At 61.1% G+C, this 14,914-nt stretch carries 14 protein-coding genes and 1 pseudogene; 9 read left to right on the top strand and 6 right to left on the bottom strand.

The window, feature by feature from the left end:
- Positions 1-17: 17 nt before the first annotated feature.
- Entirely contained in the window at positions 18-731 is a 714-nt protein-coding gene (locus KQ659_RS06435) for a dienelactone hydrolase family protein (RefSeq protein WP_216689609.1), read from the bottom strand.
- Between the two features lie 272 nt (positions 732-1,003).
- Between KQ659_RS06435 and KQ659_RS06440 the strand changes: the two are divergent.
- The 5 genes and pseudogenes from KQ659_RS06440 to KQ659_RS06460 all read left to right on the top strand — a co-directional run.
- A pseudogene (locus KQ659_RS06440) lies at positions 1,004-1,300 on the top strand (LLM class flavin-dependent oxidoreductase); the annotation flags it as partial.
- A gap of 133 nt (positions 1,301-1,433) precedes the next feature.
- Entirely contained in the window at positions 1,434-1,592 is a 159-nt protein-coding gene (locus KQ659_RS06445) for a hypothetical protein (protein ID WP_226915951.1), read from the top strand.
- A 12-nt stretch (positions 1,593-1,604) separates the two neighbouring features.
- Positions 1,605-1,973, top strand: coding sequence for an LLM class oxidoreductase (locus tag KQ659_RS06450; protein ID WP_226915629.1), 369 nt, complete (start codon positions 1,605-1,607; stop codon positions 1,971-1,973).
- Between the two features lie 154 nt (positions 1,974-2,127).
- Complete coding sequence (locus tag KQ659_RS06455; RefSeq protein ID WP_216689608.1) at positions 2,128-2,634, top strand: type IX secretion system membrane protein PorP/SprF; 507 nt, start codon at positions 2,128-2,130, stop codon at positions 2,632-2,634.
- A gap of 41 nt (positions 2,635-2,675) precedes the next feature.
- On the top strand, positions 2,676-3,881 hold the full coding sequence (locus tag KQ659_RS06460) for a PepSY-associated TM helix domain-containing protein (RefSeq protein ID WP_216690739.1): 1,206 nt from the start codon (positions 2,676-2,678) through the stop codon (positions 3,879-3,881).
- A gap of 13 nt (positions 3,882-3,894) precedes the next feature.
- On the opposite strand, the gene KQ659_RS06465 is transcribed toward KQ659_RS06460, so the two are convergent.
- Genes KQ659_RS06465 through dnaB form a run of 3 tightly spaced genes read right to left on the bottom strand, consistent with a single transcriptional unit; the run spans position 3,895 to position 7,691 of the window.
- The gene (locus KQ659_RS06465; RefSeq protein WP_226915628.1) at positions 3,895-4,683 is read right to left on the bottom strand and encodes a sulfite exporter TauE/SafE family protein; all 789 of its coding nucleotides are present in this window, start codon (positions 4,681-4,683) and stop codon (positions 3,895-3,897) included.
- An 11-nt stretch (positions 4,684-4,694) separates the two neighbouring features.
- Entirely contained in the window at positions 4,695-5,129 is a 435-nt protein-coding gene (locus tag KQ659_RS06470) for a hypothetical protein (protein WP_216689606.1), read from the bottom strand.
- A 3-nt stretch (positions 5,130-5,132) separates the two neighbouring features.
- Positions 5,133-7,691 (bottom strand): replicative DNA helicase, encoded by a 2,559-nt coding sequence (gene dnaB / locus KQ659_RS06475; protein ID WP_226930104.1) that lies wholly within the window; start codon positions 7,689-7,691, stop codon positions 5,133-5,135.
- Positions 7,692-8,093: 402 nt separating this feature from the next.
- Here dnaB and KQ659_RS06480 point away from each other — a divergent pair, with 402 nt between their 5' ends.
- Positions 8,094-9,497: a UDP-N-acetylmuramate--L-alanine ligase gene (locus KQ659_RS06480; protein ID WP_226929861.1), complete on the top strand. Its 1,404-nt coding sequence runs from the start codon at positions 8,094-8,096 to the stop codon at positions 9,495-9,497.
- Positions 9,498-9,762: 265 nt separating this feature from the next.
- On the opposite strand, the gene KQ659_RS06485 is transcribed toward KQ659_RS06480, so the two are convergent.
- Positions 9,763-10,281, bottom strand: a complete 519-nt coding sequence (locus KQ659_RS06485) for a hypothetical protein (protein ID WP_216689602.1) — start codon at positions 10,279-10,281, stop codon at positions 9,763-9,765.
- Between the two features lie 86 nt (positions 10,282-10,367).
- Complete coding sequence (locus tag KQ659_RS06490) at positions 10,368-11,165, bottom strand: M48 family metallopeptidase (RefSeq protein WP_216689600.1); 798 nt, start codon at positions 11,163-11,165, stop codon at positions 10,368-10,370.
- Between the two features lie 211 nt (positions 11,166-11,376).
- Here KQ659_RS06490 and KQ659_RS06495 point away from each other — a divergent pair, with 211 nt between their 5' ends.
- From KQ659_RS06495 to bcp, 3 genes are all read left to right on the top strand, one after another.
- Positions 11,377-11,991, top strand: a complete 615-nt coding sequence (locus tag KQ659_RS06495) for a fumarylacetoacetate hydrolase family protein (protein WP_216689598.1) — start codon at positions 11,377-11,379, stop codon at positions 11,989-11,991.
- A gap of 180 nt (positions 11,992-12,171) precedes the next feature.
- The gene (locus tag KQ659_RS06500) at positions 12,172-14,136 is read left to right on the top strand and encodes a M23 family metallopeptidase (protein ID WP_226929862.1); all 1,965 of its coding nucleotides are present in this window, start codon (positions 12,172-12,174) and stop codon (positions 14,134-14,136) included.
- 263 nt (positions 14,137-14,399) lie between these two features.
- On the top strand, positions 14,400-14,849 hold the full coding sequence (bcp, locus tag KQ659_RS06505; protein ID WP_216689594.1) for a thioredoxin-dependent thiol peroxidase: 450 nt from the start codon (positions 14,400-14,402) through the stop codon (positions 14,847-14,849).
- Positions 14,850-14,914: the final 65 nt, after the last annotated feature.

Consider the following 14,914-nt stretch of genomic DNA (forward strand, 5'->3'; position numbering starts at 1 on the left):
TACTTCTGCACCGGTGCTTACGCGCCCAGCTTCTCCCCAAAAAACGCCAGCGTCAGCGCCCAGGCTTCTTTGGCGGCTTCGGGGTGGTAGCTGGCCCGTGCGTCGCAGTGGAAGCCGTGGTCGGCGTAGGAGATGACGGTGTTGATGTAGGGCTTATTAGCCGCTTCCACCGCCTCAATTACCTGGTTAATATCGGCTTTGCCAATGTGCTCATCGAGCCCGCCCCAGAAAAAGAGGTGTGTGGCGTGCAGGTCTTTGGCGCGGTCGGCAATGGTGTGGGTGCCGCCGCCGTAGTACGATACGGCTGCCGCCAGCGGCAGCACGGCATTGGCCAGAAACGATACCCGGCCGCCCAGGCAAAAGCCGATGCTGCCAATTTTTTCAGCTTTCACCAGCGGCTGGGTTTGCAGCCAGGCGTAGGCTGCCTGCAGGTCCGAAGTCAGGTCATCGTTATTGATGGCCATGTAGTGGGGCATGGCCTCGGTGCCGAAATTGGCGTAGTCGATTTCCAGGCCCGGCGCGGCCGTGCGGTGGAACAGCTCGGGGGCGATAACGGCATAGCCGGCCGCCGCCAGCCGGTCGGCCACGCTGCGGATATGGTGGTTAACGCCGAAGGCCTCCTGCAACAGGATGATGCCCGGTACGGGGCCGGTGCTGTTGGGGAAAGCGGTGTAGGCACGCATCTCGGTGCCATCGGCCACGGCGAGGGTGACGAAATTCTGGTTGCTCATTTGAAAGGATTTGGGATTGTTTCGGGCACTAACAGCTGAACGGGCAATTGTTCATTGCGCCGGTCCGGCCCGGGCGCTTTTCCGAACCGGATGGCCCCACCAGGGGTTCACCACCTTGTTCCAATCCGCTGGCTATGAAATCCACCCCCCAAATCCGCCTCAACGTCCTCGACCAGTCGCCCATCCGGCCGGGCAGCACCGCCCGTCAGGCCCTGCTCGAAACTGTGCAGCTGGCCTAGCTTGCCGACCGCCTCGGCTACACCCGCTTCTGGGTGAGCGAGCACCACAATACCCACACGCTGGCCGGCTCTACGCCCGAGGTGCTCATTACCCATCTCGGCAGTCAGACGCAGCACATCCGGCTGGGCTCGGGCGGCGTAATGCTACCCCACTACTCGCGCCTGAAAGTGGCCGAAAACTTCCGGCTGCTCGAAGTCCTGTTTCCCGGTCGCATCGACCTGGGCATGGGCCGTGCCCCCGGCGGCGACCGCCTCACGGCCCACGCCCTCAACCCCAGCAACACCTTCAGCGAGCAGGATTTCGTGGAGCAGCTCATGGACCTGCAGGCCTATTTGCGCGATGACAAGGTGCCCGACACCATTCACGAGCGGGTGATGGCCGCCCCCCCAAATCCCTGCCGCGCCGGAGCTGTGGCTGCTGAGCTCCAGCGGCCAGAGCGGCCTGTTTGCCGCGCACCTGGGCATGGCGTTTTCCTTCGCCCAGTTCATCAACGGGGCGGGCGGCCCGGCGGCCGTGCGCCAGTACCGCGAGCGGTTCCGGCCCAGCCGCGAGCTGGCCGCGCCGCTGGCCAACGTGGCCGTATTCACGTTTTGCGCCGATACCGAGGAAAAAGCCCAGTAGCTGCGCAAAGCAATGGACATGCAGCTCATCCGCTTCAACCGGGGCGAATACCGCACCTTTCCCTCGACCGAAGAAGTGCGTAACCACCATTTCTCCGCCCAGGACCAGGCCCACCTTGCTTCCAACCGCAACCGCGTAGTAAGCGGCACCCCCGAGCAGGTGCACGCCCAGTTCACCCAGCTAGCCGCCGACTACGGGGTGGATGAAATCACGGTCGTCACCATCACCACCGATTTCCAGGACCGCCTGCGCTCCTACGAGCTGTTGGCCGAAGCCTTCGAGCTAACGCCCACGCCGGCCAAGCACGAGGCCCAGCTGGCCTGGTTGAACGGCTGTACACTGACGCCTAACAGAGCTCACGACTTCGCCAGCACGGTATAGCGACCTGTTTAAGGGGGCTTTGTCGGCCAACGTGATGGCCTACCGCATCGTGAACAGCAATCAGGTCCAGAGCGTGCTGCCCATCGCCCCGCGCTTTCTCACGGCCGCTACTGCCAGCCCGTAGGAGCTGGCCGGCCAGGTCACTAGCAAGGACGTGGAAGTCGATATCCAGAGCCGGCCCGTCAATGGCATCTCGTTCATTGCCGGCTACAGCTACAACCACACGGCCTACACCCGCAGCAACCTCTACGAAGACGGCAGCCGCCTGCGCTACAACCCCGCCCACACGGCCAATGCCAGCCTGTACTACAGCTTTGCCAATGTATTCGCCAACAATAACTTCCTGCGCGGCCTCAGCGTCGGCCTGACGGTCTACTACGTGGGCGACCGCCTGGCCGGCCGCAACCCCCGCCTGCTCGACCCCACCACCGGCAAGCCCTGGGCCACGAACGGCACGGCATCGGCTGATGCCTTCAAGCTCATTGCCCTGCCCAACTATTTCCTCTTTGATGCCTCGGTGGGCTATGCCTACGAGCGGTTCTCGGTGCGCTTCAAAATGGCCAACCTGCTCAATGAGCTGAGCTACAACGTGCACAACGACAACAGTATCAACCCCATCGTGCCCCGCACCTTCGCCACCACGCTGAGCTACAAGCTGTAATAATAAGCCGATGAGCCCGACCAAAACCCTTTTTTCGCACCATCCACCGCTGGCTGGGCCTGGGCAACAGCCTGATTATCGTGTTCGTATGCCTCACGGGCAGCGTGCTGGCCTTCGAGCAGGAAATAGAGCAGGCGTGGCACCCGGCGCGCTACTTTGTGGCCTCCGCCACCATGCCGCGCCTGCCGCTGGCGCAGCTGGCCGAGGCCGTGAAAGCCTCCAAACCCGAAGCCAAAATCGGCGGCTTCAAGCTCTACGCCGACCCCGCCCGCACTGTGGAAGTCAGCCTGGCCGGTGGGGACAAGGAGGGGAAAGGGGATGCCCGCAGCGGCGCGGGCCGGATGGTCGGCGGAGGCCGTCCCGACGCTGGCCCCGGCAAAGGCGGCAAAGGCGACAAGGGTGGTAAAGGCGAGGGCGGCGGCCCCCGCATCTTCGTCAATCCCTACACGGCCGCCATCACGGGCGAGCTCAACCCGCGCGACAACTTCTTCAAAACCGTGGAGCAGCTGCACCGCGGCCTGGTGGCCGGCAAAACCGGCAAGCTGGTGATGGGCGTGAATTCTGTGGTGTTTCTGTTCATCCTCAGTACCGGGCTGGTGCTGTGGTGGCCTACCGCCCGCAAAGCCCTCATGCCGCGCCTGAAAGTGAAATGGGGCAGCGGGTGGAAGCGCCTGAACCACGATTTTCACATCTCGCTGGGCTTTTATGCCGCCGTGTTTCTGTTCATCATGGCCCTCACGGGCATCGATATGTCGTTCGATTGGGTGGGCGCGGGCATCAACAAGCTCACCCACTCGCCCCTGAAGCGGCCCGAACCGCCCACCTCGGCCGCGCCCGTTGTGGCCGGCACCGCGCCCTTCGCCGCCGATGCCGTGCTGGCCCTGGCTTGCCAGCAGGCCCCCGATGCTGAGTCATACTCCGTGCAAATGCCCAAGGAGCCTACCGGCAGTATTCGGGTGGCTATCCTGCGCCCCGGCGCCATCACCGAGAACGCCACCGATGAAGTGTATCTCGACCAGTATTCCGGCCACGTTATCAGCAGCCAGCCGTATGTCCAGCGGCCGGTGGGCCAGCGTATTCGGGGCCTGTTCAAGCCAGTGCACACGGGGGCCATTGGGGGCTTGCCAACCAAAATTCTGGCCTTTGCTATCGGGCTGTTGGGGGCCACCTTTCCCATTACGGGCACCATTATGTGGTGGAACCGGCGGCGCAAAAGCCAGCGTAAAGCTCAGCTGCAAGCCGCTTAGCGCTACAGGCTTTTTACGCAAATGTCTCCCAGCCCAATTTCAGAATAAACGCGCTGACTACCACCAAAAACAGCACCCGCACGAAGCCCGTGCCCCGCCGCATGGCCATGCGCGCCCCCAGCATGGCGCCCAGCACATTGCACACCGCCATGGGCAGCGCCACTTGGTACAGCACCTGCCCGGTGGAAACGAAGTAAGCCAGCCCGGCAATGTTGGTGGCCACGTTCACCACTTTGGCCGAAGCCGAGGCGGCCAGGAAATCGTAGCCAAACAACCCCACGAAGGCAAACAGCAGCAAGCTGCCCGTGCCCGGCCCAAAAAAACCGTCGTAAAACCCAATGCTCGCGCCCAGCGCCACGCCCGTCCACAGCTCGCGGCTACCGTGCAGGCGGGGCGCGTGCAGGCTGCCAAAGTCCTTGCGCCAGAAGGTGTAGGCGGCCATCAGCACCAGCAAGGCCAGCACCAGCGGCTTCACTAGCTCCTTGTTGAGGCCGCTCACGGCGCGGGCGCCCAGCAACGCGAAGCAACCTGCCACCACGGCCGCTACCGCCACCGTGCGCCAGCGAATGGGTACGCCCGTGAGGCCCTTTAGGTAGCGATATGCCGACGCCGACGTACCCGCCAGACTGGCCACTTTGCCCGTGCCCAGCACCGTAGGAATGGGCGTGTCTTTGGGCAGCAGTAGCAGCAGGGCCGGCAGCTGAATGAGCCCACCGCCGCCCACCATCGAATCAATAAAACCGGCCAGAAAGGCGAAAAAGCTCAATAGCGCCAGGGTAGTCAGGCTGATGCCATCCATCATAAAAGCCTTGGTTAAAGCGGTGGCTGATTAGCATGGCCGGCGAGCGAAAAGAGTAGCCCGAACAGAAGCGCAAAGATGCCCAGACAAAGCATAATCGGCTTGAAATTGCTTTTCAGTGGAGCCGTTTGCCAATCAGGTATAAACCTGCGGCAATACGCTTCCAGCCCCAGGCCACCGAGTATGTTAAAAGTCCATGAAAGCCATAGGGAAGCTGGCGGGCCGGTCAGTAGGGCCACTAGGAAAAGCGCGATGATTGTGTAGCCAATGCTGCCCCACAAAACAACGCGGGCCGTCTTGGGCTGCCGGACATCCCTCAGGTTCTGGAATGCCATCACCCCACCCACTATCGTATTAAAAAACAACGACAAGAGCCTGATTCCTCCTGCCGAATAGAGGCGTTGGCAGGGCACACTAGTGAGTGCTGCTGCGTTTTCGCCCTGCATCACACGCTAGAACGGCGGCTCCTCGCCGAAGCTGTTGCTCTTCGGGAATGGCACCGGCGACTCGTTAATCTTCGAGCCCAGCCGGATGGTGTTCGGGGCGAAAGGACTTGGCTCGTTGTCGAAGTTGCTGGCGGGCAGGCCCATGGGCTGGTAGCCGCTGTCGAAGCCGCCGCCCACGCCATCGAGGTCGGCAAACTTGGTGTACTTGCCGATGAACTTGAGCTGCACGGTTTCGAGCGAGCCGTTCCGGTGCTTGGCGATGATGACTTCGCCCACGCCCTGGGTCGAGTTGCCCTCGGCGTCCTGGTCGAGGCCGTAGTATTCGGGGCGGTAGAGGAAGATAACCATGTCGGCATCCTGCTCGATGGAGCCCGATTCCCGCAGGTCACTCAGCTGGGGCTTTTTGTCGCCGCCCCGGGTTTCCACCGAGCGCGAAAGCTGCGACAGGGCCAGCACGGGGATGTTCAGCTCCTTGGCAATGCCCTTGAGGGCCCGCGAGATGCTGGCAATTTCCTGCTCGCGGTTGCCGCCGCGGCCGTCGGTGTTGCCGCTCATCAGCTGCAGGTAGTCGACGATAATCATCTGCACATCCTTCTGCGAGCGCAGGCGGCGGCACTTGGTGCGTAGCTCCCGAATGCTCAGGCCGGGCGTATCGTCAATGTAAATCGGGGCGGCCGAGAGGGCCGTTATTTTGTGGTTGAGCTGCTGCCACTCGTGGTCGGCCAAGCTGCCCTTCTTGATTTTCTCGGAATCCAGCTCTGCCTCGGCCGAAATCAGACGATTGACGAGTTGGAGGGAGGACATTTCCAGCGAGAAAATGGCCACAGCTTTCTTGAAATCAACCGCCGCGTTGCGCATGGCCGATACCACGAACGCCGTGTTGTGCGTCACCGTCATGTCCTGAAGCAGGAACAGGCGGTTGCCGTCAATCTCAAAGCCGTAATAGTCATCCACGTTGTCGAACTCAACGGTAATGCCGGTCTGCCGCCAGTCAACAGGCGAGGTCCAGGGCTGGGCCTTTTTGCGAGCCACGCGCACCGGCACCCGGCTTATGTCGCCGTAGAGGCGCACGCGCCACACCTCGCACTCGTAGCCGATGCTGGAAATGGTGGCGCGCTTCTTCGTGAGCGAAGTGCGGAAGCCCAGCGAGTCGCCCAAAAACTTGATTTGGCGGGCCAAACGCTGGTTTTTCTGGGTGATTTCGTAGCCGTTGGAAACTGGGTCGAGGTGGCCGTCGCTGTCGATGAGGCCGGCCAGCAGGCGCAGGCGGTTCTCGGTCGAGTTGATGGCGTAGGCGCGGGGAATGTGCTTATCGCCCAGCACACCCAGCTGCCGCAGTTCATCCTGCAAGGAATACTCGGCAATGTTGCCACCCTGCCGGCCCTTGGTAATGCCGTAGCTGTTGCAGCGATTTTCCACCACGCCCACGGTCACCTGCATTTTCAGCGCAGCGGCGTATTCGTGCAGGTAATCGATGATTTCTGGGTCCTGGCCGGTGATGCGGCAGTTACCAGTGTTGCCATCGCCCAGCCATACGCCCAGGAAATACGGGTCCACGGGTAACTCCTGCGCCTCAAATTCCACCGGCACCTTGTAGCCCTTATAGTTTGAGCGGAATTTTGGGTCTTTGGCCAGATAGTCCTTTACGGTGATGTTCAGCACGTCGCCGTGGCGGTGTGGGCCCTCATTGCGTGAGCGTTTCAGGGAGAGAATATGGCTCTCGTTCACGCGGTAGTCGTCGCCCTTGTTTTGGCGCACCCAGTACATGTTTTCGCGTCCGCGCGCAATGCTCAGGACCCGGCGCGGGGTCGAGTCGTCGCCCATCAGCAGGTCGCCTTCGCGCACGTCTTCCACGTTGCACAGGTCGCCGTTGAACAACAGCACTTTGGTGCCTTTGCCCAAACACTTGCCCATGCCCGGACGAGCCGCAATAATCACAAGGTCAGATGGTTGCCAGCCGCTAGTGACGCGGTCCAGCGCCGTGAAGCCGGTGGGTACACCAGTCAGGCCGTCGGCCTGGTTCTTCTTTTCTTCGAGTTCCTTGATGGCTTTGCCCATCAGGCTCCGCATGTCGTCGAAGTTCTTACGAATATTCGATTCCGACACCTCGAACAGGGCCGATTCCGTATCGTCGAGCAGCTTGAATACATCGGTAGTATCCTCGAACGCATCGCGCTGGATTTCGCTCGAAATCCGAATCAGCTCGCGCTTGATGGCGGTTTCAGTGATGATACGGGCGTGGTACTCGACGTTGGCCGCCGAGTTAACTTTCAGCGTGAGGTTGGCTACGTAGAAGGGGCCGCCGGCGGCTTCAAGCTCGCCCATCTCGCGCAGCTCGTGCACCACGGTGAGCTGGTCGATGGGTTCTGACTTATCGAACAGCCGGATAACGGCGCGGTAAATGCGCTGGTGGGCATCTTTGTAAAAGCTCTCGGGCTTGAGCAGGTCAATAACCGAGGTGAGGGCGTCTTTTTCCAGCATCAGGGCACCGAGCACGGCCATTTCGAGCTCGGGGGCCTGGGGCGGCAGCTTGCCGGCCGCACTGGCATTCTGAGGAACCACCATACCCCCCCGATTGGTCCAGGCCGCTTTGGCGCGGGCGGCGGATTGCTTCAGGCGGTCGTCCATCTGGTCGGGCATAGGGGAATTGGGAAACTAAAGTAACGAAATAGCGGAGACGAGGAAACCGGCCGGGAAAATAAAACCGGGCCGGCCGTGATATATACAAAGCTAACCCCGCCAACGGAGAAAAGATTGGTGGACAAATTCGATTCTTTTGGTTATGGAATGGCGGCGGCAGCCGGTAGTTTGTAATTTCGCGCCCCACCGAAATAGTTTTTGGTTTCTTGTTTCTGGTGGCTGGTTGAACGTTAGCTACGTTAGCCGCTACTCCCCCTTAGTCTTTTCGGATGGCGGGGTACAAATCAGTGCTTAGAATCCAGCATAAAGTGTCCTGAATCAACTCCTTTGGAACCAGCAACCAGCAACCAGCAACCAGCAATCCACCCAGAAGCCATTCACCTCATCGCGGTGGGCGGCAGCATTATGCACAATCTGGCGCTGGCCCTGCACCGCCGGGGTGCCCACGTCACGGGCTCCGACGACGAGATTTTTGAGCCCGCCAAAGGCCGCCTTGTCGCCGCCGGCCTGCTGCCCGCCCAGGAAGGCTGGGATGCCGCCCGCATCACGCCCGACCTCTCGGCTGTTATCGTGGGCATGCACGCCCGGCCCGATAACCCCGAGCTGCTGCGGGCCCAGGAATTGGGCCTGAAAATCTATTCCTTCCCCGAGTACATCTACGAAGCCAGCCGCGACAAGCAGCGCATCGTCATCGGGGGCTCGCACGGCAAAACCAGCATCACGGCCTGCATTCTGCACGTATTGCGGTTCCACGGCCGCAAGTTCGACTACGCGGTGGGGGCCCAGCTGGCGGGCTTCGATTTGATGGTGCAGCTGACCGATGACGCGCCCATCATCATCATCGAGGGCGATGAGTACCTGTCGTCGCCGGTAGACCGGCGGCCCAAGTTTCACCTCTACCAGCACCACATCGGCGTGATTTCGGGCATCAGCTGGGACCACATCAACGTGTTTCCGACCGAGGAAATCTACCGCGAGCAGTTCCGCATCTTCGCCGATATGACGCCCAAGGCCGGCGTGCTCATCTACGACCGCGACGACGAGCAAACCCAGCTCATCGCCGTGCCCACCAACCCCGACGTGACCTACATCGGCTACGGCCCGCACGAAAACGTTATCCGCGACGGCCGCACGTTCCTCATCACCAAAAAGGACGAGGAAGTGCCCGTGCAGGTGTTCGGCGAGCACAACCTGCGCAATATCTCGGCCGCCAAGGAGGTGTGTAAACAGCTGGGCATCAAGGGCAAGGATTTCTTCCGGGCAGTGGCCACGTTCCCCGGCGCGGCGCGGCGGCTGGAGCTGGTGCGCGAAGGCACTACTTCGGTGGTATATAAGGATTTCGCTCACGCTCCCAGCAAGCTAAAGGCCACGGCCACGGCCCTGAAGACCCAGTTTCCGCAGCGCCGTTTGGTGGCCTGCCTGGAACTGCACACGTTCAGCAGCCTCAACCCGGCCTTTTTGCCGCAGTACGCGCATTGTTTCGATGCGCCCGACGTGGCCGTGGTCTACTTTAACCCCCACGTGCTGGAGCACAAGCGCCTGCCGCCGCTGGCCGCTGCCACCGTGGCCCAGGCTTTCCAGCGGCCGGATATCAAAGTGATAACCGATAGCGCCGAGCTGGCCGCATTTTTAAGAAGCCAGACCTGGGACAATACCAACCTGCTGCTCATGTCGTCGGGCACATTCGACGGGTTGGACTTGAATGGCTTGGCGGCAGAAATTGTGGGTTGATTGAATATGCCGTGCTCCGGTCCGACCGCCCTAGGCGGTCCGACCGGTTGTCGTTGTCTATTGGAACGTGTTTTTATAACTGGTTGCCGGTCTGCATCAAATCGTGCTTTCTTCAACCGGTCGGACCGCCTAGGGCGGTCGGACCGGAGTAGATAAGAAACCAAAAAAGCCCGCTATTCAGCGGGCTTTTTTGGTTTCTTATCGGTGGTGATGAGCAGGGCCAGCGCCGTGAGCGCGGCTCGCAGCAGCCATTTATTGCGCGTATTCATTTGACAGGGGCCGAGGAGAAGAGCGAATTGTTGATGTTCACTTTCAGGTCGCAGGTGCTGCCGCCCACTTTCTCGCCGCAGGTGGTGCCCACGATGCGTCCGTTTTCAAAATTGAAGAAGCACATGGGGCAGCCCTGGCCGGTGATGGTGTAGCGCTCGGCGGTGGGGCGTAGGTAGTAGGTGTTGTCGCCGCCGGCGGTGAGGGGCAGGGCCATGGCCCGAAACATGCCGTTGCGCAGGCCCATGCCAATTAGGTAGTAGCTAATGGGCTCGTCGGGGCCGGTGGGGGCTTTGCGCACCTGAATCTTATCGATTACGGTGCCATCGCCAAACTGCCGGATGAAGGCTTGGGCCAGCTCGCTGCGCGGCGTGTTATACTCCGTGGAGCTGTCGGTGAAATGCACGATTTGCCGGCTTTCCGGCTTGGCAATAACTTCGCCTTTGATGCGGTTGGGGCTGCCAAACTCACTGGTAGCCTGTTTGGTGCTTTCGCACGACATGACCAGCAACAGCATTGAAATACTCAATAGGTCCAACCCAAGCAAACGCGGAAAAAGCTTCATAGTAGAATAGCAAAAAGTTGGGCCTTGGGAGCCGCTACCTAGCGGCCCTTGTAGTACTTACGCGCTTCCGGCAATTCGCGCTGAATATCTGCGATGCGGGTGCCGTTGGAGGGGTGAGTAGAAAGGAACTCGGGCGGCGAGGCTTGGTTCTCGCGGGCATCCATGCGCTGCCAGAACGTAATAGCGCCGTCGGGATTGTACCCGGCCATGGCCATGAAAATCAGGCCCAGGTGGTCGGCCTCCGATTCCTGGTTGCGGCCGTAGCGCAACAGGCCCAGCTGCGAGCCTACGCCAAACGCCTGCAACGCCAGCTGCTGCGTAGCGGGAGCATTGGTCGAAAGGGCGGCCGAGAGCACCTGCCCGCCCAACTGCTGCAGCAGGCCCTGGCTCATGCGCTCGGAGCCGTGCTTGGCTACGGCGTGCGCGATTTCGTGCGACATTACCACGGCCAGGCCGTTTTCGTTCTGCGTAATGGGCAGAATGCCGGTGTACACGGCCACTTTGCCGCCGGGCATACACCAGGCATTCTGCTGCTTGTCGTCCTGAATCACATTGAATTCCCACTGGTAGCCGGCCAGCTGGTCGGAGGCGTTTTGCTGGCGGAAATAGGTTTCCACCGCCGCCTGAATGCGCTGGCCCACGGTGCGAACCATGGCCACCTGCTGCGAGTTGGTGGAGAGCGGGCCTTTGGCAATAATCTCGTGGTATTGCGTGGAAGCCAGGGTGTTGATTTCGCCGTCGCTCACGAGGCTGAGCTGGCGGCGGCCCGTGATGGGCACCGTAGAGCAGGCGGAAAGCAAGGCCAGACTGGCCACGAGGGTGAGTTTTTTGAGCATGAGCATGAGTGAAAAAGTGGAAGAATGCGCTGGCCCCACGCCAACGTGGCGGGCTCCGGCGCGGGCAGCCGTTTCGGGCTATACGGGGGCAGGGCGGGGTAAAGTTTTGGCCGGGCCAGGCCGGCGGGCCGTAAAAATGGGCCGGCCGATGGCCGTAAGCCAGCGGGGAGCCGTAGTTTTGACTTATCTACGACCCGCCTTTCCCGTCGCCATGAAAATCATCTGCATCGGCCGCAACTACGCCGACCACATTGCCGAGCTGCACAACGAGGTGCCCTCCGCGCCCGTTATCTTTATGAAGCCCGAAACGGCGCTGCTGCAACGCGGCCAGCCGTTTTTCATCCCCGAATTCTCGCAGGACATTCACCACGAAATAGAATTGGTGCTGCGCGTGAGCAAGAACGGCCGCCACATCGACGAGTCGTTTGCCCTCAATTATTTCGATGCCATTGGCCTTGGTATCGACTTCACGGCCCGCGACTTACAGGCCGAGCTCAAGAAAAAAGGCCTACCCTGGGAGCTGGCCAAAGCCTTCGACGGCTCGGCCCCGATTTCGAACACCTTCCAGCCCGTGGCCGAGTTTGCCGACCTGGCCAACATCAATTTCCATCTCACCGTGAACGGCGAAACCCGCCAGACCGGCAACTCCGGTCTGATGCTGCACCCCTTCGCCAAAATCATCAGCTTCGTATCAAAATACATCTCCCTGAAAATGGGCGACCTTATTTTTACCGGTACGCCCGCCGGCGTGGGTCCCGTGCAGATGGGCGACCAGTTGGAAGGCTTCCTGGAAGGGGAGAAGCTGCTGGAGCTGGGCATTCGATAGGGATGTAGAGACGCATTCTGGCGGCTTGGCGTTGAACGGTTGGGCTGTGAACGAGTCTGATTGGCGCGGTGCCGGAGACATAAGGATGCGTCTCTACATCCGTTTATGAAAAGTATTAGCTGAATTAAAAGAAGCGTTATTGTGCAAAAGGGAAAGCTAACTGCGCGGTTGATAGGAAGTGTGTTTTTGGTGCTGCTGGCATGGCGGGTAGGAGGGCAGGAGGCTGACACTTCCGACCGCGACCGCGCCCCCGGCGAGCTGCTGAATGCCGGGCGGGCTACCGTGGCGCCGGGGTATTTTATGTTTCCGATTGCGCCGGGCAAGCCGGGCTTCCTGGCCGGGAGCATGGGCGAGCTGCGGCCCAACCATTTCCACGGTGGCCTCGACATCAAGACCGGCGGCGGGGTAAACCAGCCCGTGTACGCCGCCGCCGATGGCTACGTGTCGCGTCTCAAGCAGTCGTCGTTTGGCTACGGCAACGTACTCTATATCAATCATTCAAATGGTCTGACCACCGTGTACGGCCACCTCAACGAGTTCAAAGGTGCCTTCGCGGCCGAGCTGCTGCGTCGGCAGTACGACAAGCAGAGCTACGAGTTGGAAGCCTTCTTCGAGAAGGACCGGTTTCCGGTGAAGCGTGGCGAGCTGGTGGCCCTGAGCGGCAACACCGGCGGCTCGGCCGGCCCGCACCTGCACTGGGAAGTGCGCGATGCCCAGGACCGGCAGTACAACCCCCTGCAATGGGGCGGCTTCCCCGAGATTCAGGACCATGTAGCCCCTACGCTGCAGGCATTTGCGCTGGAGCCGCTGTCTATTGAGGCGCGGGTGAAGAACGTGTTTGCCAAGGCGCTGTTTGCGCCCAAAGTGCAGCCGGGGCCGGGCGTGGCCACTACCTGGGCCGATACCATCAGTGCCTTTGGCACGGTGGGCGTGCTGGTGCAAGGCTTCGATAGGTTTGACAATGCCTGGAACCGCAACGGTATTCAGCGGGTGGCCATGACGGTGAACGGGCAGCCGTTTTACCAGCATAACATCGATGCGATTCCCTTCCCGACGGGCACCCGGCAGGTGGGCAATTTCGTCGATTTCCTGTATCAGAACACCCAGGGCCGCACCTTGCAAAAGCTGTGGGTAGACGATGGCAACGACCTGCTGATGTACGCCACCACCAGCCCCACCAAGGGCCGCCTGACCGTGGAAGCCGGTAAGGTGTACAACGTCGATATCACCCTGGCCGACTCCTACAACAACCAGACGGCCCTGCACCTGGTGCTGCGCGGCGAGCAGCCGGCCTACTTCAAAACCCGCGCCGCCGTGGTGAAAAAGCCCGCCCTGCGCTTCGAGGTGACCCGCAACCTGCTGAAAGCCGTGGCCGCCGACCCCAGCGCCGACTCGGTGGGCGCCAACCTGGTGCTGCTGCGCGGCAACCGCCGCCTCGAAATCAAGCCGAGCTACACCCAGAACAGCGAAACCGTGTACCTCTACGACCTGCGCGCCGGCCTGCCCGATTCCATTCGTTTCGGCACCATCACCAAGAAGTTCGACCGGCAGGTGATGATTCCGGCGGGCAAGGAGACCAACTACGCCACGGCCAAGCTCAACGTGATGTTCGGCAAGGAAACCTTGTTCGGTAACATCTACCTCGGCACCAGCTACAAGCCCGAGCCCATCGGCAGCGGCTTCTGGACGGTGGGCGCGCCGCTCATTCCACTCTATCACACGGCCACCCTCACTCTCAAGCCCACCACCCCGCCCGCCGACCCGGCCCGCACTGCCATTTACGCGGCCACGCTGAAGGGCGGCAAGGCCTACCTGGGCGGCAAGTGGGACGAGCAAGGCAACATCACGGCCAACATCCGCCAGTTTGCCTCCTACCGCATTCTCACCGATACCGTGGCCCCTAAGGGCAGCCTCATCGGGCGGCCCGGCGGGCAGGTGCTCTTCCGCGTCGGCGACGACCTTTCCGGCCTGGCTACCTACCGCCTGCTGGTGGGCGGGCGGTTCCGGATGCTGCGCTTCGAACACAAGAATTCCACGCTGTTTTCGGTGCCGACCGATACGCTGGGTGCCCGCTTGAAAGGCCCCGCCGAACTGCGTTTGACGGACCAGGCCGGCAATGAGCGGGTGATTCCGCTGAGCTTGTAGTAGCGGAGAAGTGCGAATAAGACTCCCCTCCTTACCAAGGAGGGGATGCTGGCGCGAAGCGTCAGCTGGGGTGGTTGTAGCGTTGCATGGCATCCGCACGATTTCCAGTCAATTCCCGTAAGCGCTTAAATTACATTTATTGCATTCATTTCGCCAGCCGTTCAACGCCACAACCACCCCAGTTGACGCTTCGCGCCAGCATCCCCTCCTTGGTAAGGAGGGGAGTTTTGACCGTCTTACTCTTCTCAAAAACCCTTCCCATCATGTCCCTCGAACCCGGCCAACCCGCCCCCGATTTCACCGCCCAGGACCAGGACGGCAACACCATCAGCCTGCACGAGCTGCGCGGCCAGAAAGTCGCCCTCTACTTTTACCCCAAGGACGATACCCCCGGCTGCACCGCCCAGGCCTGCAACCTGCGCGACCACCAGGAGGAGCTGAAAGCCAGCAACATCAAAGTCATCGGCGTGAGCATCGACGGCGCGGCGGCCCACCAGAAATTCGCCCTCAAGTACGACCTGCCCTTCCCGTTGCTCGTCGATACTGACAAAACCATCGTGCAGGCCTACGGCGTGTGGCAGGAGAAGAAAAACTACGGCAAGACCTACATGGGCACCGTTCGCACCACTTTCCTTATTGATGAAAACGGCCTGATTGAGCAGGTTATCAAGAAAGTGGACACCAAGGAGCACGCCGCCCAACTGCTGAAGTAGCGGCAGCCGGCAGCACTGCTTTGCCCCGAAAGGGCCCGTTGGCCCATCCCGCCGTTTACTACCTT

Origin of the sequence: Hymenobacter siberiensis, assembly GCF_018967865.2 — a bacterium.
Classification (GTDB): Bacteria; Bacteroidota; Bacteroidia; order Cytophagales; family Hymenobacteraceae; genus Hymenobacter; species Hymenobacter siberiensis.

Coding starts and splice junctions, on each gene's coding strand:
- KQ659_RS06435 (WP_216689609.1), bottom strand. CDS start 731: ATGAGCAACCAGAATTTCGTCACCCTCGCCGTGGCCGATGGCACCGAG.
- KQ659_RS06445 (WP_226915951.1), top strand. CDS start 1,434: ATGGCGTTTTCCTTCGCCCAGTTCATCAACGGGGCGGGCGGCCCGGCG.
- dnaB (WP_226930104.1), bottom strand. CDS start 7,691: ATGGTGGTTCCTCAGAATGCCAGTGCGGCCGGCAAGCTGCCGCCCCAG.
- KQ659_RS06495 (WP_216689598.1), top strand. CDS start 11,377: ATGAAAATCATCTGCATCGGCCGCAACTACGCCGACCACATTGCCGAG.
- bcp (WP_216689594.1), top strand. CDS start 14,400: ATGTCCCTCGAACCCGGCCAACCCGCCCCCGATTTCACCGCCCAGGAC.
- KQ659_RS06465 (WP_226915628.1), bottom strand. CDS start 4,683: ATGATGGATGGCATCAGCCTGACTACCCTGGCGCTATTGAGCTTTTTC.
- KQ659_RS06490 (WP_216689600.1), bottom strand. CDS start 11,165: ATGCTCAAAAAACTCACCCTCGTGGCCAGTCTGGCCTTGCTTTCCGCC.
- KQ659_RS06450 (WP_226915629.1), top strand. CDS start 1,605: ATGGACATGCAGCTCATCCGCTTCAACCGGGGCGAATACCGCACCTTT.
- KQ659_RS06485 (WP_216689602.1), bottom strand. CDS start 10,281: ATGCTGTTGCTGGTCATGTCGTGCGAAAGCACCAAACAGGCTACCAGT.